Source organism: Paenibacillus sp. FSL R5-0517 (genome assembly GCF_037974355.1).
Classification (GTDB): Bacteria; Bacillota; Bacilli; order Paenibacillales; family Paenibacillaceae; genus Paenibacillus.
Genome location: NZ_CP150235.1, coordinates 5,009,738 through 5,033,804 on the forward strand (window position 1 = coordinate 5,009,738; position 24,067 = coordinate 5,033,804).

Annotated in this window: 20 protein-coding genes and 1 pseudogene; 7 read left to right on the plus strand and 14 right to left on the minus strand. The window is 42.5% G+C overall.

All coding sequences use genetic code 11. The annotated features are described in order from the left end of the window. Positions 1 to 409 precede the first annotated feature (409 nt). From MKX40_RS22390 to MKX40_RS22405, 4 genes and pseudogenes are all read right to left on the minus strand, one after another. Positions 410 to 1,429: a hypothetical protein gene (locus MKX40_RS22390; RefSeq protein WP_339236307.1), complete on the minus strand. Its 1,020-nt coding sequence runs from the start codon at positions 1,427 to 1,429 to the stop codon at positions 410 to 412. Beyond that, entirely contained in the window at positions 1,422 to 2,744 is a 1,323-nt protein-coding gene (locus MKX40_RS22395; protein ID WP_339236310.1) for a DNA sulfur modification protein DndB, read from the minus strand. Before MKX40_RS22395 ends, MKX40_RS22390 begins: the two co-directional genes overlap by 8 nt. A gap of 206 nt (positions 2,745 to 2,950) precedes the next feature. Then, positions 2,951 to 3,151: a hypothetical protein gene (locus MKX40_RS22400; protein ID WP_339236312.1), complete on the minus strand. Its 201-nt coding sequence runs from the start codon at positions 3,149 to 3,151 to the stop codon at positions 2,951 to 2,953. 247 nt (positions 3,152 to 3,398) lie between these two features. Further along, a pseudogene (locus tag MKX40_RS22405) lies at positions 3,399 to 3,599 on the minus strand (RNA polymerase subunit sigma-70); the annotation flags it as partial. Between the two features lie 324 nt (positions 3,600 to 3,923). Here MKX40_RS22405 and MKX40_RS22410 point away from each other — a divergent pair. After that, positions 3,924 to 4,274 carry a hypothetical protein gene (locus MKX40_RS22410; protein WP_339236315.1) on the plus strand — a complete coding sequence of 117 codons (351 nt, stop codon included), beginning with the start codon at positions 3,924 to 3,926 and terminating at the stop codon, positions 4,272 to 4,274. A gap of 153 nt (positions 4,275 to 4,427) precedes the next feature. On the opposite strand, the gene MKX40_RS22415 is transcribed toward MKX40_RS22410, so the two are convergent. The 4 genes from MKX40_RS22415 to MKX40_RS22430 form a co-directional block, all read right to left on the minus strand. Beyond that, positions 4,428 to 4,610: a hypothetical protein gene (locus MKX40_RS22415; protein ID WP_249912092.1), complete on the minus strand. Its 183-nt coding sequence runs from the start codon at positions 4,608 to 4,610 to the stop codon at positions 4,428 to 4,430. A gap of 240 nt (positions 4,611 to 4,850) precedes the next feature. Beyond that, positions 4,851 to 5,798: an alpha/beta hydrolase-fold protein gene (locus tag MKX40_RS22420; RefSeq protein ID WP_339236318.1), complete on the minus strand. Its 948-nt coding sequence runs from the start codon at positions 5,796 to 5,798 to the stop codon at positions 4,851 to 4,853. A gap of 400 nt (positions 5,799 to 6,198) precedes the next feature. Continuing rightward, positions 6,199 to 7,446 (minus strand): MFS transporter, encoded by a 1,248-nt coding sequence (locus MKX40_RS22425; RefSeq protein WP_339236321.1) that lies wholly within the window; start codon positions 7,444 to 7,446, stop codon positions 6,199 to 6,201. Between the two features lie 26 nt (positions 7,447 to 7,472). Continuing rightward, positions 7,473 to 8,399: an ADP-ribosylglycohydrolase family protein gene (locus MKX40_RS22430; protein WP_339236323.1), complete on the minus strand. Its 927-nt coding sequence runs from the start codon at positions 8,397 to 8,399 to the stop codon at positions 7,473 to 7,475. Positions 8,400 to 8,900: 501 nt separating this feature from the next. Between MKX40_RS22430 and MKX40_RS22435 the strand changes: the two genes are divergently transcribed. Both MKX40_RS22435 and MKX40_RS22440 read left to right on the plus strand, forming a co-directional pair. Further along, positions 8,901 to 9,569 (plus strand): HAD family hydrolase, encoded by a 669-nt coding sequence (locus MKX40_RS22435; RefSeq protein ID WP_253439552.1) that lies wholly within the window; start codon positions 8,901 to 8,903, stop codon positions 9,567 to 9,569. A 46-nt stretch (positions 9,570 to 9,615) separates the two neighbouring features. Continuing rightward, a complete protein-coding gene (locus MKX40_RS22440; RefSeq protein WP_339236325.1) occupies positions 9,616 to 10,788 on the plus strand; it encodes a mannitol-1-phosphate 5-dehydrogenase in 1,173 nt (390 codons plus the stop codon). Positions 10,789 to 11,000: 212 nt separating this feature from the next. Here MKX40_RS22440 and MKX40_RS22445 read toward each other — a convergent pair whose 3' ends face one another. The 3 genes from MKX40_RS22445 to MKX40_RS22455 all read right to left on the minus strand — a co-directional run bounded on the left by MKX40_RS22445 (position 11,001) and on the right by MKX40_RS22455 (position 13,626). Continuing rightward, positions 11,001 to 11,891, minus strand: coding sequence for a hypothetical protein (locus MKX40_RS22445; RefSeq protein WP_339236327.1), 891 nt, complete (start codon positions 11,889 to 11,891; stop codon positions 11,001 to 11,003). Between the two features lie 141 nt (positions 11,892 to 12,032). Continuing rightward, positions 12,033 to 12,686 (minus strand): YkyA family protein, encoded by a 654-nt coding sequence (locus MKX40_RS22450; RefSeq protein WP_339236329.1) that lies wholly within the window; start codon positions 12,684 to 12,686, stop codon positions 12,033 to 12,035. A gap of 37 nt (positions 12,687 to 12,723) precedes the next feature. Beyond that, complete coding sequence (locus MKX40_RS22455) at positions 12,724 to 13,626, minus strand: polysaccharide deacetylase family protein (protein ID WP_339236331.1); 903 nt, start codon at positions 13,624 to 13,626, stop codon at positions 12,724 to 12,726. A gap of 228 nt (positions 13,627 to 13,854) precedes the next feature. On the opposite strand from MKX40_RS22455, the gene MKX40_RS22460 reads away from it, so the two are divergent. The 3 genes from MKX40_RS22460 (at position 13,855) to MKX40_RS22470 (ending at position 18,122) form a co-directional block, all read left to right on the plus strand. After that, a complete protein-coding gene (locus tag MKX40_RS22460) occupies positions 13,855 to 14,799 on the plus strand; it encodes a DMT family transporter (RefSeq protein ID WP_339236334.1) in 945 nt (314 codons plus the stop codon). A gap of 64 nt (positions 14,800 to 14,863) precedes the next feature. Further along, positions 14,864 to 15,703, plus strand: coding sequence for a sulfurtransferase (locus MKX40_RS22465; protein ID WP_339236336.1), 840 nt, complete (start codon positions 14,864 to 14,866; stop codon positions 15,701 to 15,703). A gap of 415 nt (positions 15,704 to 16,118) precedes the next feature. Then, positions 16,119 to 18,122, plus strand: a complete 2,004-nt coding sequence (locus MKX40_RS22470) for a hypothetical protein (protein ID WP_339236338.1) — start codon at positions 16,119 to 16,121, stop codon at positions 18,120 to 18,122. Positions 18,123 to 18,976: 854 nt separating this feature from the next. Here the strand turns inward: MKX40_RS22470 and MKX40_RS22475 are convergent. Beyond that, positions 18,977 to 19,498, minus strand: a complete 522-nt coding sequence (locus tag MKX40_RS22475) for a DJ-1/PfpI family protein (RefSeq protein ID WP_339243156.1) — start codon at positions 19,496 to 19,498, stop codon at positions 18,977 to 18,979. Positions 19,499 to 19,655: 157 nt separating this feature from the next. Between MKX40_RS22475 and MKX40_RS22480 the strand changes: the two genes are divergently transcribed. Further along, positions 19,656 to 20,012: an ankyrin repeat domain-containing protein gene (locus tag MKX40_RS22480; protein ID WP_339236340.1), complete on the plus strand. Its 357-nt coding sequence runs from the start codon at positions 19,656 to 19,658 to the stop codon at positions 20,010 to 20,012. A 59-nt stretch (positions 20,013 to 20,071) separates the two neighbouring features. Here the strand turns inward: MKX40_RS22480 and MKX40_RS22485 are convergent, their stop codons facing one another. Further along, positions 20,072 to 20,581, minus strand: a complete 510-nt coding sequence (locus MKX40_RS22485; protein WP_339236343.1) for an SMI1/KNR4 family protein — start codon at positions 20,579 to 20,581, stop codon at positions 20,072 to 20,074. 247 nt (positions 20,582 to 20,828) lie between these two features. Then, entirely contained in the window at positions 20,829 to 23,993 is a 3,165-nt protein-coding gene (locus tag MKX40_RS22490; RefSeq protein WP_339236346.1) for an HNH endonuclease signature motif containing protein, read from the minus strand. Positions 23,994 to 24,067: the final 74 nt, after the last annotated feature.

The following is a 24,067-nucleotide window of genomic DNA, read 5'->3' on the forward strand; positions in this document are numbered from 1 at the left end:
CGAAAATTTCGTGGAAGCTAAAAGGATTCTCAACAGGCCATGTTGTCCCATCGAAACTAAACTACCTACCCAATTTTGGTGCAGGTGTGTACATTGAGTACACAGTTAAAGTTAAACTTGACGAATTGGGCATATAGGTAGAGTGCTAAGTAGTTGATATGAGGACTTATTCGGGGAATCCCGAAAAACTATGACAAATAGGTGATCGTCAAATTGACGAGAAGCATATGTGTTTGTAAGGAGGGTTAACCCCCCCTTTTTTTTTGACCAGTCTTAACCAGATTGGTTAGGACTCAGTTTGCTTCGGGATTCCCCGAAACGATAATTTAGACCTTCTGACTCCCTTCAATCTGACCGCTGAGCTTTGAGTTTTGAACGGGTTTACGTCACGTCAACCTGTAAACAACTTCTAAGGTGTCCCATATAATCTCTTTATCGTTTTGATATTTAGAAAGTTTCTTCTCATAACAATATAATTGTATGTGCCATCATCTCTCTTTCCTACATCAAAATGATCACATATTTCATGATACTCTTCAGTGTCCAACTTACCCCGCTCCTCATGTAAATCTCTAGCCAATTTTAACATTCCACTGTTGCGTAAATTAATTGTGGTGAGCATTGGAAAGTTATTAAATTCACCAGCCTTTTTAATTCTTAGCCCCAATACTTGAGCTTGTGCTGGAGCATCGTCACCATCACTTTTTCTAGAATTCACAGCAGTTCTAAGTATATAATCATTTTCCACTAAATCACTAAATCTTGACTTTATCGTCTCTAAAACTACACCGTTATTTTTTAGATATTTAACTTCTTTATTTGCTTTATCTAATATCTTAAATAGATCCTTTGATATTAAAATCTCCCTAGTTTTAATTCCTTCAGGAGTATCGTTAAACAATTTAATCCTATACTTTCCCTCAATGACACATTCAGAAATATGCTCCATCTTCATATTGGCTAACTCGCTCATCGTGTGACCAGAGATACCTTCAAAAACAGCTTGAACCACAGCTTGATCTTGAGCATTTATCAAACTGTCTACTATATTATCAATTCGCTTCTCAGTGAATAACATTAATGAACTATCATCAACAAACTGGCTATACCATTCATGGGTAGTTACTGCAACGAGGGGGTTTATGTTGTCTTTACGTAAATCCTGTTCTACAGCCCATTGAATATAATTCCTTATTACGCTGCCAGCATGTCTCAATGATGATACTTTAGTCGCTTTTAGAGTATACAAAAATTGTGAAATCTCATGTAAACTGAAATTATAAAGATCCTTATTCAAAGATGACTCCATCATCTCTGTTTTTTTCAAAATTGTAGAATATGATTTTCGAGTTGATTCAGTGCTTAAACTCCTGAGATATCTCTCCTTATGTTCGCTATTATAAAAATCATTGTAGTAAACCTTATTCATTAGCTGCTACCTCCTCAAATAACCTTGAAAAATAGGAAATGAGCTTATCTCTGACTCTCTTATTGCCTGTTAATATTATTTTATCATTTAATAATGAGATTAGCTCATCATCTTCATAGTCTATTCGATCCACATACTTTTCAATTTCCTCCAAGTTGATGTTGTTTGATAGCATGTATTTTGACAGTACAATATAACCAATAAACATCAAAGGATGACTCTTCGTGCGATTCTTACGTTGTTTGATGTCTGTCGAGAATTCATCGGGGTAATTTCCCACTAAATACGCAAAAAATTCATTCAGATACTTAGAGGTTTTGATTACATCCAATTGCCTTTCAAGGTGATACACCTTATCAATTGCGTATGTCATAATATCAAAAATGGTTAGTTCACCAGCCAACTCACTAATCGCATTAGATGACGCAATCTGTTTACCTATTTCAGATTTTTGTTGAAGATCAGATACAACTTTATCCGAAAGTCTTTCTTGAGCAAGCTCTTTTCTTCTTTCTTTCTTGAGTACATTAATTGTGTTTAATTGACTGAAAAATTTCTTAGCAGTTTCATCATCATATACTCTAATGGATAGTATTTCATTTAGTTCAGCATTTGGATTCATCTGTAATGCTGCTACAGCGCCTTGTAAGCGGTGGAACCCATCGAGTATAGATATAACCGCACCCTCGTTAATTGTAAGTGTTCTGGAACCATCATGATACGCTACAGGATCAACCTCAGTTGAGTATACGTTCAATGTAATCATATCTTCAAAGTACTGATTGCCAGCCATTTTAGAAGCGATTCTTCTAACACTTGCCCTGTTCACAATCGGAGTTTTAACTATCCCTCCAGATTTATTCTCTTTATAGACTACCCCACGTTGTGTTTCTTCTTCGTAAACAATTAATTGACTACTTACCATCTCAACTAATTTCTGAATAGATATCTTAGTTAGATAGCTATCAAACTTTATTTCTAATGTATCGATGAACGTTAGAGGTAAAGAAAGCTTGTCATCTTCGTTGTTTAGTGCATGTTCAGAATCCCTTATTTCTCTTTCACCAAATAAAGAGCTTGGTTCTAATTCTTTGTGATTCAACAGATCATGTAACCCACGAGTCAATCCGATGAGATACTGAAATTCCGTTTCTTTAAGCGTGTTTTCATCCTGTATAATTGATTGCAACAAGCCAAATGGAACTCTGTATTCTGCAAGTATCTTGTTTAATTCATACAATTTACGTCGAGAATGTTTGATTTCTTTTAGAGCGTTAGCTATTCTTTGTTCAATTTGCTCTCTTTCAATTTTCATTATGTAGTTACTCCCTTCATACATTACATACAACATGGTATCACATATATTATAAAATAATAAGGAACACTTTTATACTCCCGAAATTCGGAACCACAGTGTCACCGGGTGACACGATTGTATGGGGCTATGATTGGTTGTGCTGGAGTTTTGGGAGTTGGACAGACATAATGAGGGTAAACAAAAAACAGCCGTGTGAGGGCTGTCTAGAAGTTTATTTGAGGTATTTCTGGTTTAAGCGGCGTAAGAACTGATGCAATAAACCTTGATACATGCTCGATAGAGTGTTCAACAATATTGCCCACACCTTGATAGCTATAGTCTGTCTTGTAAGCAATGTAAAACAAGATGAGAAATGCAGAGCCACCAACAAGTATAAGCTTGTCCTTTAACGATAATGATCTCATGTACAACCTCCCTTTTTGTATAGGGATATTATACCATGTGACTACTACATGCTTGCAAATTACCAACGGCTTTCAATCCCGCTCACTAAATATAGAGTTTAATCCTACACTATATGTACAGTAGATGTTTTCTTAATTGCTTTCCGTGTTTTATTTGATCCCCTAACCAACTTTTCGAGAGTCAATTTCCCTTTAAGAATAAGGGTTAATCCGTCTTCAATCTTACCTTGTTTTGTGTTTACATTATCTTGACGATATGCGCGACGAGGCGCAGATTGTGTTCAATGAGCAGATTGCGAGAGTGAGCATTGCCTTCAGCCATAAGGCGTAAATGTTTGGCTTCATCATCCTCAGCCAGTGGCTGGGGGAACGCATTATTTTTGACATACGAGACGAGTAACGTTAACTCTTTAATGAATAGAGCAATTGCGGTAAACAATCCGGGCACAGATGACACCTCCTGCAGTTTTACAACGATCTGGCCTGAGCACATGTGGGAACAGGGTCGATTTATTGTATGTAGGCAGAGGCCCAGAAGTGCATGTACGGGGAAATAGGTACGGGCTATAAAGCTTTAAAAAATATTATTTTATGTAAATGGAGTGTGTAGCATATGCAACCTTTTAATATCGCCATTCTCCTTTCTTAATAAAGCATTAACTTCATGAAGTTACGATAAAAGAAATTTATTCCATTAAAGTTGTAAACATGCTAACATAATAAAATGCTACTTTTTGACTACTAATTAGTACATAAGACTCAGGAGGATGTTATGGGAACCGTATCACAACAGAAGGCGAAAAAGGAAATTAAGAAAGTAGACAGACTTGGCAGAGCAGTAGTATCCTTTATATTTAGTTTTATTGGATTAGCCTCCCTCGGTTTATTCCATATGGCAATGGAAGCAAATAAAAGCTACAATACAAATGGAAACGGAATAATGATCACAATGGCATTGGTTCTATTAATTAACGCAACTAGTTTTTTTCTTGGCATGAGTGCTCGACGTTCAACATCGGGAAGAGGGTTGGCTATTGCGGCAATTACTATAAGCTCAATTCCACTGGCTCTTATGCTTCTATTAATAATAGGTACAATGCTTGCCATGTTTTTAATGAACTAAGCCCTCACTGGGCTTTTTTTATTTCATCAGTACTAATGTCAAGTGGATAGATCCCCCTTCAATCTAAATGTGTATTTTCAAGAAAACTAAAAAAAGGTGACACCTCATGGCCACCTGACACTAAATAAATGATTATAAGACCTTACGAAGATTTCACAGGCTCACAGAAACAATGGAGCCCACCCGCTGAAGCAGGAGAAATTCTTTCTCCACACTTTCGATAAAATACTTCTTTTCACCAAATAGGACAACATCATTCTGGGCTAATGAAACATCGCTTTTAAAATAGATCACATTGTCCGTTTCACGGAACGCACCTTTGTAATAAAACATCATATCCCTCTCCTTCATCACAGTACCTATACCTATGTAATAATAAATTAAACCAATACGTACACTCTCATTAACCCCAACTACAAAATTAATAATACTCTAAATGTTCCATTCAGATGACTTGATTCATCATAAAAACACAAAAACCCCAGCTCTGTACGTAACAGAACTGAGGCAGCGGCCATTCAATATAATTCCCAGTACATATCCTTAAAACTCTAAACCCCTAGGAGTGCCGGTTAATTATTTGAAGATTCGTTGTGAGAACTGATACAGGCCGCTGTTCCAGACAGATGGTTCGTGTCCACCTACATCCAGATAAAACGTATGCGGAATGTTCATGCTGCTCAAGCCGTTTTTGAAATTCTGGCTGACCCATAACAGACCATCACTCGATCCGCAGGAGATCCACAACAATTTCAGTTGGCTAGCAACTTGTCCCGGGTTGGACACCAGCTGCGATACAGATTGCGTATTCGGTGCAGCCGAGAAGGCCCCTACCCAAGCGAAGGTATTCAGATTTTTCAATCCGAAGTTAAGTGACTGCCCACCACCCATGGACAGACCGGCCAGCGCACGACTATTCTTGTCTTTGTATACCGGATAATTAGCCTCGATGTGAGGAATCAGATCCTTGAGCAGGTCTTGTTCAAACCGTTCAAACGCAGCCACTTTGTCCGGAGCAAAGATGTCACCCACTGGACGGTCGTCCTTCATGGCACGGCCATTCGGCATAACAACGATCATATCTGACAGTTTGCCTTCGGAATACAGGTTGTCCAGAATATTCTTCGGTTTCATAGCGTTAACCCACTCATACTCATCCCCGCCGATGCCGTGCAAGAGATACAGAACGTTATACTTTTTATTCGGAGAATATCCTGGCGGTGTATACACCGTCGCTTTCCGTGTATTTCCTACCGTTGTGGAATAATAGGAGATCAGATTGGTATTGCCGTGCGGAATATTGTTGCGATAGGCATCATAACCCGGCGGTGCAGGCACAACCGGAGTGTTAGCCAGCGCATTTTGCCCGGAATTATCCAGGGTCCCGGTCGTTCCCTGATCTACCACCGCCTGAATGGGGCTAGGGGCTGCGGTTTCCTGCATATCGGCTGCAGACGCCATTGTAGGTACAAGGAGTGCTGCTGTGATGGAGAGACTCAGAATCTTGGACAGACCTTTTTTCATCAGTATCAATCTCCTTTGGAATATGATTTTAAATCGTGTACGAACCTCATAACAGGTCTTTCAGATATACAACCCCTAATTGAAAGCCCTTACATTTTAGAGTGAAGTCCCTCCTTCCTACGCACGAATACGTCTTGCTGTTCTTCACCTTTCCTAATACAGATGCCAACATTCACTATCCATAATTTACAAACAATTCCAATTACATTTTCATTATATCACCTTATATGTCTTGTACATCATCAAAAAACTTAAATATCTATACCTTCTACTTAAAAAAGTATACTTCTGCACGCCACCAGACCGTCTATTCACTCCCAACTCCGGATTCATCATGACATAAAAAAACACCTCAATTCTCCATGTTCAATGGAAGAATTGAGGTGAACGGATTTTATGTTCAGCTTGCCGACACAGCTTCTGCGACCTGAGCAACCTCTGGCCCATGATGTTTACGATCCATGAAGAGACTGAAGAGCAGTCCTAGCAAACCCAATCCGGCAATAACTGCTGCGTACAAAGGTACCGATATAAGACCCGTATGAGTAATTGCATACCCGCCCAGATAGGCACCACCTGCATTCCCTAGGTTAAATGCAGAGTGACTTGATGTCGTCGCCAGCAGTGGCGCTTCGCGGGTCATATTCATGATGCGAATCTGTAATCCCGGCATAATACCAAAAGCGGCAACCCCCCACAAGAATATCGTGATTACAGCTAGGTAAGGATTCTCCAGCGTAAGCGTAAGTGCAGCCAGAAGCACCGCCAGGATGCCAAAGTTGACGATCAACGAAGGCATTAGCTTCCAATCTGCGAGACGGCCGCCAACCATGTTGCCCAACGTAACACCGAATCCGAAAAGCACCAGAATCCAGGTCACATTGTGCTCGGCAAAACCACTAATGTCCACAAGCATCGGCGTGATGTAAGTAAACACGGCAAACAGACTTCCACAGCCCATTGCTCCCACGAGCAGAACCAATAATACTTGGGGACGGACCAGATTCCGAAATTGCTGCCCGAGGTTTGCTGGTGCGCCTTGCGGGAGAACGGGAATGAAACGAATGATGCCAATCAACGAAATGATGCCCAAGATCGTAATTGCTCCAAAAGATGACCGCCATCCAAGCTGTTGCCCGATAAACGTACCAAACGGAACGCCAATGATATTGGCAATCGTTAGCCCCGCGAGAACAACCGATACCGCTCCTGCCCTTCTCTCGGGTGCAACAAGCCGCGTTGCCATGATCGAACCTACACCAAGGAACGTACCATGGGCAAATGCCGTTAATATCCGCGCTGAAATTAACAACCCGTATGTCGGGGCAATGACAGACAATGCGTTCCCGATAATGAAAATGCACATGAGCAACACCAGCAGTTTCTTCTGTGGTATCTTGTGGGTGAACACGGTTAAGATCGGCGCACCTACCGCTACACCAAGTGCATATCCCGTGATGAGTTGTCCTGCCTGTGGAATGCTTACATTCAAGTCTGTTGCCACATTGGGCAGCAGGCCCATAATGATGAATTCAGTCATACCAATCGCAAAAGCTCCAATCGTCAGACATAACAGGGACAATGGAAATGCCCCTCGTTTACCAGACTGCGAAGCCTCTAATTCTGTTTTGTGTCCAGTCGTGCTCATAGATGTTCTCTTCTCCTATCTCTTTATCAACGAGTTTCTGTCGCCTTCAACCACAAGGCTTCTGTTAGTTGTTCGAACGTTTCAGGCATAGCCAACTTGTCCCGCCAGTGTGCCGGAATACCACTCAGTCCATAATAAGCACCAGCGATCTGTCCGTACACCGCGCCCGTAGTGTCCGCATCATCACCCAGATTAACAGCTAACAATGCGCCTTCTTCAAAACTTGCCGACTTATGGAACGCCCATAATGCTGCTTCAAGTGAACGAACCACATAACCACTACCCTTAATGTCGGGCGGCTCTTTACTCTGATAGGAACCCATGACAACCTCTTCAATTGCGGGCGAAAATACATTCTCTTCCCTCCACTGTCGGCATGTCTCCGGCATTAGCATGACGTCTTTGTCCGCTCCGTGCAGTCCAGCAACAAGTATGGCAGCCAATACCTCACATGCCTCTACGCTTTCCGCTGCGGCATGCGTTGTGCGAGAACTCAACCCGGCATAGCGGACTGCCTCGTTTGGTTGATTGGCATAAGCCAACGCGACAGGAGCAAGCCTCATAATAGAGCCGTTGCCCGCCGTCATCGGGTCAGCTGATCCGCTGAAGGCTTCTCCAGTGATCTCAAACCTCTCCAGAGCACTTCGCGTGGCCCCGCCGATATCGAAGCAGTCGCCTGTACTGCTCATATATCCGACCCTGTACCAATTCGTATATCTGCGCATCTGATCCGCAGGATCGAAGTCTGCCTTGCGCACCAAACTTTCTGCCAAACATAGAGCCATGGAGGTATCATCTGTCCACTGTCCTGCTTTTAGCCCGAATACGCCGCCTCCCACGATATCCGTTACAGGTTCAAATGTGCCCGGACTGCTAAATTCCACGGTAGTTCCGAGCGCATCACCCACTGCAAGCCCGATGAAGCAGCCATTGAAACGGTCCCTTAGCAGCATGCTTGTCTTCCTCCCTTACTCCATATACTTTCAGAATCTTTCTTCTATTTTCCCACAGGGTTTAATCCGGCGTAAAGCTAATATTCCTGATTACAGGAACACGATTTCTTCTATTATAAAAGTGTCGAAAGCTGTTGAAGGATCAGAAAAGCCCATTTTCATAAAAATTCTTTTATTTTATTATGCTGAAAAAACAGTTTATTCAGTACACCGCTTACATGTAAAGGGCTTAACGGTTTGCAAGGTTCATCACTTTCTGAAAATACGTCATCCATGCGAAAATTTTCAATGTAAACATTCATAACACACTTGACCCCCAAGTTTGTCCTATGTTACGGTTTTATTAGCTTTTAACACATATTTTTTCCCAATTTAATATCCATTAACGATAAACTGCGTCAGATAACATTCCGCAGGTTAATGAATATACGGAAATGAATTTGCAGAAAACTTTCATTTTATTTTATCCCAAACTAATTCTGAAACAGGAGGAACAAATTTATGATTAAGGCACTGGTGTTTGATTTCGACGGAACGATTATTGATACAGAGACAGCATGGTATATTGCTTTTCGTGATGCTTACAAGGAACACGGCGTAGATCTAACCCTGGAGATGTACTCACAATGCATCGGGACCAGTCTGAAAACATTTAATCCGTATGAGTACCTCATCACAGATTTGAATCTTCCGATCGATCGGGAAGCGTTCAGGGAGTCCGTTCAGTTGCAGCACGCTGCATTGATGAACAAGGAGAAGGTACGTCCTGGTATTCAGGAATATCTTGAACAAGCACGTGAAGCCGGATTGAAACTCGCTGTAGCCTCCAGCTCCAAACGGGAGTGGGTTGAACAGCATCTGGAACAACTGAAACTGAAAGATTATTTTGAAGTCATTCGTACGGCAGATGATGTAGCGAATGTAAAGCCTGACCCGGAACTCTACAATCAAGCGCTTGAAGCCCTTGGAGTAACTGCAGACGAAGCCGTAGCGATTGAGGATTCACCTAACGGCGCGCGTGCAGCTGCTGCGGCTGGTATGCACTGCGTAGTCATCTCGAATACCATCACCGGAACACTGGAATTCGATATGCCTCACCAACGGCTTTCTTGCTTGACTGACCTTGCATTTAACGATTTGATTTCGAAGCCACTCGTCACTACCGTCTAAGGTCTGCACGAATTTCGCAATTTAATCCTTAAGGGGGAGTTCACACATGAAAGCTGTACATTTTGGTGCGGGCAATATAGGCCGCGGTTTTATCGGTCATATGTTGTCCGCTTCCGACTACGAAGTCTGCTTTGTCGCACGTAACCCGAAGAAAATCTCCATGCTTCAAGAGAGACAGGAATACCCGATTACACTTGCCAATAGCGAACAGGATACAACAATTGTCAACAACGTGACGGCGATCAACGTAAGTGAGCAAAATCTGGTTGCTGAAGAGATCGCTTCAGCTGATGTGATTACAACTGCGGTGGGTGTATCTGCACTCGGAGATATCGCAGAGCCAATCGCCAAAGGCATTCAACTTCGCATGAAAAACAATAATCAGGCGCCACTGCATATCATCGCTTGCGAGAATGCCATCGGTGGCAGCACTCGGCTGAAGAAACGCATCTATCCATTCCTGGATGAACAGACTCGCAATAAAGCCGAACGTTATATTTCTTTCCCCAATGCAGCTGTGGATCGGATTGTTCCGGCCCAAAACCACAAAGACCCGCTGCAGGTCACGGTTGAACCTTTTTACGAATGGGTCGTTCATCGTCCAGCACTTCTGGATGGTTTTAAAGAAATTGACGGTGTTCACTATGTGGATTCCCTTGAACCTTATATCGAGCGTAAAATGTTTACGGTGAATACAGGCCACTGTGTCGCCGCATACTTCGGATATCTTGAAGGATTCAAGACAATCCGGCAGGTTATGAGCAACTCCACCCTGCGATCCAAGGTACGGCAGGTTATGGAAGAGACCGGTGAGATGCTCATCCAGAAGCACGGATTTAACGCTCAGAAGCATAACAAATATATCGACACCATACTGGAACGCTTTGCTAACCCCAACCTGACAGATCAGGTCACTCGGGTAGGACGTTCCCCCCTTCGCAAGCTCTCGCCACATGATCGGCTTGTTCGCCCAGCGATGCAGGCCAGTGAATTCGGAATCAAAATTCCTCATTTAACTTCTGCTATGGCGGCCGCAATGCTATTCAATGACAAACGCGACGAGGAAGCCATGAAGCTACAACACATGATTCGCGAAGATGGCGTCTCCGCCTTCATCCGTGAACGCATGGGAATTCCCGACGAACATCCCGTTCATCAGAATGTAATCGCCAGCTATCAGGAACTCAGAGGGCGTAAGGAATCGACTATATTAACCTGAATATGCCTATCAGTCCTATCCAGGCTATTGGTTCGATTCTGCTAACTGAATATTAATACGGTGAAGAAGCCGGGAGGAACCTATGCATGGGCATCGTTCCTTCCGGCTCTTTGTCTTTGCATAGCCCGGTACACTCTATAGTGTAGGGACCCTCAACAAAAACAGCATATCTCCTCTCTCAAGGAAACACGCTGTTTAGGGAATCTTTTTTTCTACTCATTCATGATGGAATTAAGGGATGCATATGCCATGGGCAGGAAACCTTCAGACGGTTCCCCAATCGGTGCATGAATATGGAAAACGAAGCCATTACCGTCCAGTTCTTTCACAATAAAGTACTCTGTTTTCTTATCATTCTGGGACATCATGTACAATTTTGCATCCTTCATCGGCCCATTACTGAGTTGTTCAGCCGTCAATTGCTTCACTTCTCCGGTCTCGGACAACTCTTCCTTGGCGTCCATCTTCAGCACATCCAGATTGTAATCCGCCGGCAGCTTTTCAATCTCTACCTCATAGTCGGGATCAATCTTCATGGTCAATTCCTGATCTTCCGCGTCAAAAGCCATCGGTTCAAACACATAAAGTGAATAACCTTTTGCTTGTGCCAGTGTCGCTGGTCGCTTCTCGGTCATGCCTTCTACCGTCACTTCCAGCTCTGCTGTCTTCGGACGATCGGAGGTTACAGTGCCACCTCCATTGGAACCATTATTATCATCACTCGATTCAATCTTAGCAATCTCTGTAAGTACAAGCTGTTTCGTTGTTGCATCAATGGTTTTCTCTACATATTTGAAACGAACGGAATCTTCGTCATCGATATCATCCAAAGACTTCTGCAGGTCTTCGCCCACCTGGAAAGACATCGGTTTGTCATTCACACGAATCTCGACGGTGTGCGGATCAGCCCATCCGGTGAGAATCCCTTCCGCTTCTATTACAGCACTTTCATTCGGTTGTTGCTCTGGTGCTGGTGACTGTTCTTCCGTATTATTCACCGGTGGCTGTGCTGCAGGATTACTGTTCCCACAGGCCACAAGCGAGAATCCCATAAGTAAAACCAGGAGTGATGCACTGACTTTCATTGTATTTCCTTTTCGCATATGAACACCTCCGTTAGCTTATACGCAATGATGCTTGTCCATGTTGCTTCTCATCCATTGGCTTGGCTGTATACTAGTACTTACACGGGAGAAAGGCAGCTCAATCATGCAAATATCTGAACGATTATCAGGGACCCCAGCCTAGCTGGCCTGATCCATCTGAACCAGTTTGGCATTGGCTACGTTAAATGCTTTGGTCTGGAGGTTAAATTGCTTGCGGAATTCAGCAAGCTTCGCATATTCGCTATTTCGTGACCGAATGGCTCGCTTGATCTTAACCAGATTAGGTTCTGCACTTTCTCTCATCAGATCATACAACTGTTCATCGGCACTCAGACTTAGCTGATACGAGGCAATAAAATTTTCCAATGCACGCGCTCTTGCTTCATACTGATCCAGCACCTTTTCAGCCTGTGCCAACGTTTCTTCGTTTTCAAATGATAGTTCTTTCAATGAACTGCGCAGGGCTACCGCCCTCTCGTTGGACTGTTTCATGGCCTCTTCCGCCTCTTTCAACAACGTGCTTCGTTCATCAATATGATCTGCCGCCTGATCCAGCAGTGCTTTGAGATCACTGTTTTTGTTCTTGCCTTTGTCTAAAATGGACTTGTATAACTTCATATCTTCCTGCTCGTGACTGGTCAAATTGTTCAAACTCTGATCAATCTTCTGTCCACTGAGCACCAGTTGGTTCACCTGATTTGCCGCAGGCTCCTGCGGATCTCCACAACCACTCGCCAGCAGAATTAGCAATACACTAACTGCTGCGAGCGCCACTTTTTTACTCGTTAGCACCTAAGTCCTTCCTCTCTTGCACCATCTTGTTGTTCTCTTACAAGCGGGTATCTCCGCTAAAATTCGCTATCCAATGTGCATCCGGATCGTATACTTCGAACTCGTAACCTCGATCTTCGAGCAACTTCAGAATACGCGGCAAAGCCTGAACCGTTTGCTCTCGCTCATGCATCAGAATCACTTCCTTATCCCGATGTACACTTTTGCTCACGCGGGCCACAATCTTATCCGGCTGACCGGGAAGATTCCAATCCAGTGAATCTGTCGTCCAGTCCCACATTTTGAACCCGGCCGCCGCAATGTCACCTCTGAATTTTTCACCGATCTGTGGACTACTGCCATAAGGCGCGCGAATAAGATGAGGCGTAAAACCAATCAGGTCCTGCACCATCTTCTGTTCTTTTTTGAACTCTTTCACAAAGTTTGCAGAGCTGCCGCTCTTATACAGCTTTTTATAGTTATGCGTTATGCTGTGGAGTCCGGGGTAACTGCCTTCCTTCAACAGCCGTTTCACTGCATCTGGATGCTGATTCAATTGTCGTCCGATCATGAAAAAGGTAGCCTTCGCCTCATGCTGCTTCAAAATATCCAGCAGTTGTTCCGTATACTCCGTCGGACCATCATCAAACGTTATGTATGCCAATTTGCGAACCTGGCCCTGGAACCGTACCGGCTCCTCCTTCGCATCTGGAGTAATTTGTATCATGCCGAGCTTGGCGGGCTGTTCGATTACAGTCATCGGAGGCGGTGCCACAACGCTTTTGATCCAATGTGTCATGCCAAGGAATATATATGTTACACCGGTAACGAACAGTACCAGGAGCATTAGAGCTATGCTGATCCTTCCATACCGAATTTTTCTGCGTTTATGTGTTTTCTTGCGGCTTGTGTTGTGCGGAATACTGCCACGTTCTCCCGCTCTCTCTTGTTGGACTCTCACTGTCATGCCACTTCCTTACTTTCATTTTTTCCCGATTATTGGTATATTATCTCGTTTCATGTCTCTATATAGAAGATTAATAGAAAAATGATTCGGGAGAATGACAGAATAGTTACAAGCCCGGTTACAATCTACTTATCTCTTTATTCTCTTGATCTTTCCTACGGTTACCTTCTCCTGTATAATGAAGTGATTTACGCCATCAGACTTCAAGAAGGAGCTACACCCATGACAAGCTTGAACCGTGCCGGCAGATTCATTTATCTGTTATTCTTTGTCGGCATTATCGCCATTTCTTTTTCTTCGATATTTGTACGTTGGTCTAACGCAGATGTTGCGGTCATTGCCATGTACCGTCTATTTCTGACCAATCTGTTAATGCTCCCGTTTGTCTGGAAATACAGACACGAGATGATGCGTCTGAGCTTACGCCAGTGGGGCTTGCTGCTTGCATCCGGTGTGATGCTGGCCCTTCACTTTCTGCTCTGGATGGGTTCGCTTCGACTCACCAGTGTCGCCAGTTCCACCGTTATTCTCGCACTGGAGCCTATACTGATTCTTGCAGGTTCGGTATGGCTGTTCAAAGCCAAAATTAACCGCATGATGATCATCGGCATGGGCATCGCCCTGTTTGGGTCAATCGTCATTGGTGCAGGAGATTTCCAGTTGGCAGGTACTGCCCTGCAAGGTGACATCCTCTCTTTGCTTGGCACAATTGCAGTCGCTGTCCATATGCTGCTGGGTCAATTTTTGCGAGCGGGGCTTAGTGCATTCTCGTATAACTTCTGGGTATTCTTCGTGGCTGCCTGCACGCTGGCGGTATATAATCTGATCATGGGCCATCCGTTCGGAGGTTACGCTGCATCAGAGTGGGGGATCTTCCTATTGCTCGCCATTGTGCCAACGATCTTCGGACATTATCTCTTCAACTGGCTGCTTCAATATATGAATGCCACGACGGTATCCATGGGTGTACTTGGGGAACCCGTATTCTCTTCATTGCTGGCCTGGATGCTGCTCGGTGAATCCCTCAGTGCGTTACAGATGTCTGCCGGGGTCGTCATTATATTCGGGGTATGGATCTTCATTCGATATGGCAAAACCAAACCTCAACCCATTCCTGCTGATGCTCCTATCGCTGGAAAAGGGCCTGTTGAACCTACTACGGTATAACGTATTTTTTTCGTAATGCATAGTTATAAACGACTCTCCCACTCTCATAAGGCGGTGTATTTTGATGAAAAATATTGTATCCATGCGCTGGCTGCTCGCCAGAATGTATGAACCTGATGTCGTCATTGCCGATTGCCGATTCTTGCTCGGTCAGGCGGAGGCTGGAAGACAAGCCTATGAAGCTGGACATATTCCAGGAGCTGTCTATCTCGATTTGGAAAAAGACCTGTCTTCTCCTGTCTCTGCACACGGAGGACGTCACCCGCTCCCTGATCCGGCTGTTCTCGCGAATCGTCTCGCCAAAGCGGGCATTGGCTCCAATAGTCGAATTGTTGCTTATGACGATCAAGGCGGCATGAATGCCTCACGATTGTGGTGGTTGCTTCGCTATATCGGTCATGATCAGGTGTATATCATGGACGAAGGTTTCTCCGCTTGGCAAAATGCCAAGTTCCCCGTGACCACGGATGTGCCCGTGCAGATCCCGTCTTCCTTTGAGGTGAACGTACAGCCGCAGATGCTGGCAAGTGTTGAGGATGCTCAGCAAGCTTCCGCAAGCGGTAGCGCCGTGTTGATCGATTCTCGCGATGCCCGCCGCTATGCAGGTCTGGAGGAACCGATTGATGCCAAGGCCGGACATATTCCTGGGGCGTTGAACTACTTTTGGAAAGATGTGTTGGATTGGGATAGACGTTGGACAGATACTGGGGTGTTAGAAGAGCGTTTCAGTAAGCTGGACAAGGATGGTGCGATTATCGTGTACTGCGGTTCTGGCGTCTCGGCTTGCCCGAATGTGATTGCGCTGGAAGAAGCGGGATTCTCGAATGTGAAGTTGTATTCTGGAAGCTGGAGCGACTGGATCAGTTATGATGAGAATCCGGTGGCTACGGGTGAAGAAGTTTAGGATTCTGATACATTGTAGATGATATGAAATGCTAAGCGGAGATGCCGCCTGGGTCTAAGGACTCGTGGCGGCATTTTATCGTGATTTTTTTCCTATTCACTACGAGGAGTACGGTTTTGGCAGGGATTGAAGTGTGAGGATAAGCTGTCGACTTTGAGAAACGTGTATAAAAGATTGCTTTAAGAGCGTCATGGGCTGATTTGTTTCTGTAGAAACCATCGGCATTACCATAGACGATTAGTAGAAGAATTTTTCGCGCGCGATATGGAGCCGATATCGCTTGTTACGACTCGGTCCCACGTCGCATATCAATCCGAGAAAGAGACCGTCCAAACTTTTCCTTCTTGGTATTATCCCCTTATTCTCTTATAATTAGTAATTTAGCGACCAATATTCAATTTTAAGGAGATGGAGTATGAAAGAGAGTAGGGTACGCTTTGTCACAAAGTTTCTGATCGTAGTAGCTATGATTTTATTTAGTGGGTTGCTACCGATTACAGGTGGAAAAGCAGAAGCAGCACAAGAGAGGTATAAATCCGAATTTGAATTTGAATTCAAGTATGAGGAAGAAGCATCCAGAGTTATACCTCAGGTTCGTGTAACGAAGTTTTATTTTGATGACGGTCATGTGGAGACTGAACTTCATGAATTTCCAAAGCAGGCACGGGCTGTATCGAAAGACGCTCAATATTCGGAGAGCGCTCGCAAAAAAGATGATCCAGCGCTGAAGCAAACATTTTATCCAGGCTGCGGTTGGGGCTTTGGCACACATGTGATGAACACAGAGAAAGGTCCACTAGCTTTTACGATTTATTGTGATTCAACGACAGACAAACAACCAGATGCAAAAGGTCAAAAGAAGTCAGTAAGCAATCATGTTATCTATAAATATGATCTCGAACGCAATCTTCTAAGCGTGTTGAATCAAGTACAAACGTTCGGGGAAAGCCGGCCTCCGTTTCAACTGTATTATGACTTTGGAGGATATACCTTGCAAGAAGGTAACGGAGAAATAAACTATGAAGAACGAAATATCCGAATCTATTCACTGCTCAGTAACAAACTGCTGGCGCGTATTGCTGGATATCCACAGGAAATCGACCAAACCTTAAGATACACCGAGTATAAAAAAATATCCAATGATCCAAAAGTTCTCGCCAAAATCGGCAATTATAATACACATGGCAATAATCATTTTTCGGTAGAAACATACATTTTGAATTCAGATGGAACCCGAACAAAAAGCAAGATTCCCGCCGCACTACCAAAAAATGTTTTTTATGAAGATAAAATCGGTTCAATAACTTATGTATCCTATAAAAATCCAAAAAACGAAAATACCATGGTAGGTTATCGGACTGCTACAAGTACAGCAATTAAGCCACTATCTCGCTCAGATGCTTCAAGTTACATAAGATTCAGTAAGAACAAACGTTACGTTTTGATTCATCAGCAAACAGCCAAAGAAAAAACGATACGAATCGTTGATACAAAAACAGCAAAAGTTGTATCCGATATTCCGGATACCGGCGGTGGAGTATATAAGGAAGTTGGCGATTCAATTCTTTTATTCCAAGCCGAAAAGAAAGATTACTACCTGCATGTGCCAACAGGAATTGTCACCCGTAATATGGAAAACTCCCAATTGGTACAAACCGATACAGGTGGCTACACGGGCGACCAATCGAAGCTGATCTCCATGCAGGCTCCACCACAAATGCTCGTAAACGGCAAACCGATGCGTTATGCCGGCCAAGGGCCTTTTCTGACGAAGGACAACCGCTGGTATGTGGAAGTGAACGATTTTGCAAAGGCTGCAGATGCTACAGTGTCCAAAACTACCAGTGGATTGACGATCAATCGTGGTAATTACAAAATGACCGTCTCCAAAACCGATAAAACGGTATTAACCTGGGCTGGGCAGACCTTCGTACCGTTGGAGACACTGAACGAAAAACTGGGCATGGCTGGAGGTTTCTTGAATTCCCTTTTAGGTAAAGGCTACGAATACAAAGTGCTCCATGTTTTCTCCAAAGATCTGAAAGAAGCAGATGTGATCGCTCGCCCTGATCTGTATGAGGCCATCGAAAATGATTCAGGGAATTATTATTCAATGGAAAATGGTAAACCTGCCGCAAGGCCGTTGTCGGATGCCAACAGGTATTATTATGATGGAACTAATCTCATCTTCAAAGATGGCTTACTCGTCAATGTAGCTTCTATTCACAATGCGGGTGGCCGTACGTTGCGAAATATTATCTTCGATATCAATAAACTGAAGCATGTCATTGCCGTCTATGGAACGCCGAATGCAACCAAGACCGGAGGACAAATGGTACGCTGGTACGAGGTGGAAGGTAACGTCCTAGTATTCGAAAGTAACACGAATTTGAACGGTGCTTATTATATTTCACAATAAACACGAGGTGATATTCTGTGCTCCAAGCCCGTTTCCAAATAAGGACTCGGGCTTTTTTTATTTAGGCTGAAAGAATCCCGCGTCCTGCGGTTCTGGCGTCTCGGCTTGTCCGAATGTGATTGCGCTGGAAGAAGCGGGATATACGAATGTGAGATTGTACTCCGGGAGCTCGAGCAACTGGATTAGTTATGAGGAGACCCCTGTGGCTACAGATATTTTCTGCTTAGAATATAACTTATCTCTTTTAATGTAAAACCATGTTGAAGAATGTAGATGTATCGCTATTTTCAAACTTTCACTGATGGATGAAAGTTTGTTTGTGATTACTACATTCGACATGTTTTTTTGTGTTTTGTCTTCTTTTGAGGTTAGCAATGAAAACACAAAATGGTCTAAACATTTTCTGTCAATGCCCAGACCACACATCAAAACAGGCGAACGATTTCATATTTTTATTAGAGTACGCCAATATATTTTTGTCAATTGTTGGAGTGTAGAGAGGGACGCCTCCCAATTCCAGGAGGTAAATTTATGTGCATCTACAATGTATAGCAATAAAGTTCATAGAAACACCAATTATAATGATCATCTTCAAGAAGCTATCCGGGCACTCAACATCTTTGCATCCAGTAATGAACACTTTTATTGATGTTAACTAACGGTCTAAATCCAAATCTAAATGATAGCAAGGGAAATTGTCTACTCCATTTCTGTTACCAGCTTGATAAAAGTGATGAAGTAGATTTACTTCTTGATTTTGGTGCAGACCCACTGGTGAAACTTCATTAATAACTGAGTTGAGAGTTCAGGGTGGTCAATACATAGATAACAACGATTGAACTTATTTCATATAACTAATTATTCTCAAAATATTTAAAAAATCTGATTGTTTCATTATAATCATCTTCATCCGAATAAATATTTAACATTTTGCCTAGCTCAATCGCAAAATCTACATATCCGTTAGCTTTTGCAGTTATTATGTTCTGACTAACTGTATATGTTTCGTTATTATTTATCCCATTGCCATTAAATCTTTTTCCTTCTAAAACCCCTGCTTGTTTAACAAGTTCAACTCCTGAGCAAATGGCACCAATATATTTCCCGTTAATGTCTAGTCTCTTAATAAGTGATGTTAGCTGACGATTTCCTTCTATGGCGCCAATATCTCCTCCTGGAATAAGCAGTATTTCTACTTCGTCACAATCAATTTCTTTTATATCTTTATGGGGTTTAACAATAAAGCCCTCATAAGAATTGACCATTTCGGAATTTAAACCCACTGTTATAATTTCCCCCTGAGTTTTCATTAAATAAGTTGCCAGCATTATTTCAAAATTTACAAACCCGTCGTAGATTAAGACATGAGTATTAATGCTTACACCTGCTTTCGTGTATTTTTAGTTCATTTTAAGTAAGTTCTAGCTATCCATATGTTCACGAAACCATACAAAGGGCCATTGTGTGAACGAAGTAAGTAATTGAAACAAAAATATCGTCCATTTTTTAATGGAAATAAAAGGACTGATTCAGTTGTTAATACAACAAAGTTTTATTGAAGCCTGCCAAAACAATGATACTCTAAAATGCACTATGCTTTTTAGTATATATGTAAACGAAATTTTCCAAGAGCCACCATTCATCTTTGAATGTGTGGCTCTTGGAAATGTACAGACAATTCAATTAATGTTGAACAACGGTCTGAATCCAAATTTATGTGATTTCGAAGGTATCAGTCTGCTACACCTTTGCTGGCTACTTGACAAGAGTGATGAAGTCAGCGTTCTACTCGACTATGGTGCAGATCCGAAGCAATTAAACATTTATGGTAAAACGCCGTTTATGACTGCTTTGAGAGCTGGAGAAATCCCAACTTCCCTTGAACGATGAAAACAGTACACAATCTTACGACAACATAAATCGCTACCCTTTAATTAAAGGAGGAGTCTTTACCAGTTCCAGTATTTTGAACCATTTGTAATGATAAAACGGTATAGCCACGTTTCAAAATCACAGCCTAAACCATTAAAATCTTCAAATGAAGAGGTACTGTTCCCAACGAACATATAGTTTTTCTCCCCCATAGAGTAGGCATTACAATCTATCATTATAGTATCATCAGATATATAAGCTATTTCTAAATATCCCCTACTACGATTCACCTTTGTATATAAATACTCAACTTGATCTATTGGAAAGAGGTTACTTTCCCCTCCGTAAATTTCGTGATTAAACAAACTACAACCATTAGTGACTCTCAGAAAATCAAGATAATCCAACGGAATTTTTTGTCCTGTAGATTCTATAAATCTCTCGATTTCGCCATCATCTACTGGTTGAGCGAATTTACAGACATATCGTTCTACATTACCTTCACGATCTTGTAAGTAAACACACTCATTAGACATTTCTAACTTTTTCTTCAAACCATTAATTGTATTTTTCACTAACGACAACATAACCACTCTCCTTATATGCATAAACGGACACTATAATTCCCGTGTCCGCCTATGATTATGATTATTCAATAAACGCAGATTGAGTTAATAACTTAACAAGTGGATGATCTCTCCAGACTCTTTTTATTGAGCCGTTTACCTGATGTTTCTTTTATGAGTTTATTTGTCATTCTATCTCCCCATCTTCTAATGCCGCCTCAGATTGATTTACAATGCGTTTACCTAATTACATATAGAGCTCTTGTTATTAAAAACGTACTATATAGTCTCTCCACCAAGCATTCACAACATAAACATGAAAATTAGTTGGAATAGGAATCAAGTTATTAAATTCATTTGTTCCGCCAAATTCGCGCGGTCTAATATGATGAACATTTATTTGTGACCCTGACCAATTATATCCGTTCCTTGGATACAGCTCACTATATTCTTTTATATATTTCGCTCTATCCGTACTTGAGTCCCAATCAATGGAGGGAGTTTTTGCCCACGTTGTTGTAGATGGTTCTATCATAATTTTTTGTGAGACAGGATCTTTATAATAAGGATATATCATTGCCTTTAAGTTAAGTAAAGTTTGCCGTGTTTGAGCAACGTTAGCCATATCATTATACTTTCTTCCAAAAGCATCATAAACATTTAATTCAAGTTCTGTGAAATAAAATCCTGTTTTTGAGATATTAAAAGTATAAGAGACTTCTTTCCCTACCTTCACACCTAAGATACCTTTCAAAGTAAGTTTAACTCCATGTGATAACGTTCCGCTCCCCCGCGCATTTCCTCTAAAAACGTCAAAGTCAAAAACAATTTTATTTGGTTTTTTACCTGTTATTGAGATGATTTTCGAGCGGACTTCTAATTGAGAAGCGCCCTCAATAGGAATTTGAATCAAATTTACAAGTACAGTACCAGCTTGAGCTCCGCTTTTTTGAGCCATAGCTCTAGCAGTCTCTATGGTTTCTACATCTTTTCCTACTTCTACCACATTCGTCTCACCAGTTACTTCATCAAATGTAAATAGATAGTTGGATTCTATAATTTGATTCTGATTCCCATCCGAAGGTATTTCTGAGTTATCAATATTAACGTATTTTATAATATTATCATTAGCATCCTTAATTCCACTAACTTCGAATTCACTAGATCCATTTTCCTGCCCAGTGAAAACACGATAAATGCCCCCAAACGTCACAGGTTGATCTGAAATGGTAGTAACTACAACTTCTTTACCGCCTAAGATCGTCGGTTCAATTGCGGTTGCTGATTTACGATTAGATTCCATTCCATCTGCGTTATAAATGATGTAATCAAACACCCGCTGCTCACTGCTGGAAGCATCGTTTCGAATTCTTTCCGAATCTGGGCTTGTATTGCTGAAGGCATAACTCTCGCCCTTTTTCAGCGTCGCGCGTAGATAAGCCGGTTCTTGACTGTCCACCACAGAGAAATCATCCGTGTATTCAAACAACACAGGAGCACTTCCTACCACGGTGACTACAGCTTCACCACCTGCTGGAATTGTAGCGAGACTTACATTGCTATTAAATTTGTCACTATGTGCTCTGCCGTCTGCCTTATAGACCACAACATCAACTAGAGCACCTATGGACTTGGCGTTACTCCGAATCGGATTACTGAGTGAACCACCATTGTGGAATTTAACCGATTGACCCGGTGAAACGGTAATCTTAGTAAGGGCTTCATTCGGTCGATCCTCTACATCAAAAATCGTGTAAATCGCACCTATAGTTACAGGTTGAGCTGATGCACCCGTAATCACTGCTTTATTCCCATTAAAAACAACAGGCTCAACCGCTGTTGCTTTTTTCGTACTCCGTTCTGTGCCATCAGGGTAATATGTCACGTAATCGAATACCCGTCCTTGGCTGGTGGAAGCATCACTGTCGAGGTATTCCCGATCGCTACCGTGATTCCAAAATGTCACGCTTTCTCCTTGGTTAAGTGTTACCCGATGGTATGCGGGTTCCATGCTTTCCTCAACCGAAAAATCATTCGTGTAACTAAATTCAATTGGGACTTGCCCGGCCACGGTCACGACTGCATAACCCTGTGAACGAATAATCGGATTTGTGTTTTTGTTAAAGCCATCCGAATGAACAACGTCTTCTGATGTATACAGGACATAGTCAAAAACGGCTCCGTTGGTACTGCTCGCATTGTTTTTGATAGGATTAGCTAAGGAACCATTGTTCTGAAAAATAACAGATTCCCCGGGGTATAAGGTAATTCGAGTAATGGCATCTCCACCGGCCTTTTGGACTTCAAATGTCCGATAAGGCACACCATACGTCACTGGTGTTGCCGTTACCAAAGTCAATACAGCGGTTCTTCCCGAAGCTACCGTAGGTTTAGTGGACGTATTTGTCCCTGTAGAACTTTCCGTACCGTTTGGAAGGTAAACGACATAGTCATGTTTATCTTTGGTGGTCCCATCACTTTGGAGCGCATCTGATTTAGCACTGATATTGGTAAATTGGTAACTTTCACCTTGGCTCAGCGTCACTCTGGTATACGCAGGTTCATCGCTCCACTCACCGGTATAGACTTCATAAGGGAGGCCAATAGTGACAGGTTGAGATCCTGCCCCCGTAAAGATGATCTCGTTCCCTCCCCCTAAATATGGTTTCCCCGTTGATTCAAAGTTGGAACTAGAAAGGCTTCCATCTTCATTGTACGTGGCATAGTCATACTTCCGGTCTTGGGCTGTGGAGGTATCGGCACTAACAGCTCTTGTTTGTGTTCCTTCATTGACGAACCGATAGCTCTCACCTTTGGATAAGGTCGCTCTATGTAAGGCGGGATTTGCAGATATACTATAGGTGAATTCAACCGGTATAGTCACTGTAATCGCATTGCTTCCACTTGAAGTAATGACAGCGGTATACCCTGCTCCTACAGACAAGCTACTAAGTGAATTCATGTTATCTGTTGAAATACTTCCATCTGCTTTATAAACAGCATAATCATAAGAATTGCTTCTTGATGTTGCGGCATCTGTACTCAAGGATCGGGTACGAGTTCCAGTATTGGTAAAGCTATAGGAATCTCCTGGATACATAATTAGAACTTCTTCGCCAGCCAATGCGATGGCTTGAGGAGCAAACATATCCTCCTTATACGTATCCTCCGTCACCGTCGATGCATCATCTGTATTTTGTTCATCTTCGTCCACACCTTCTGGTTCTTCGTGGACGTCCGGATCTATACCATCCCGATACTCGTCGTCTGTTAAAGCTAAATCCTCCATAGAAACATCCACATTCTCGGCGCTACTTTCAGTCGTTATTAAGGCACCTGATTGATCCGAAAGCGAATAAACGCTAGTCGGAAGCAAGGTTCCAATCACAAACCAAACGACCAGTAAAATGATAAAGCTTTTTTTAAAATTCATGTAAGTTGTATTCCTCCTTTTGGATTTTCTCCTATCTAACCCTAATTAAAGGTGAATTTGGAGTGAATATTATT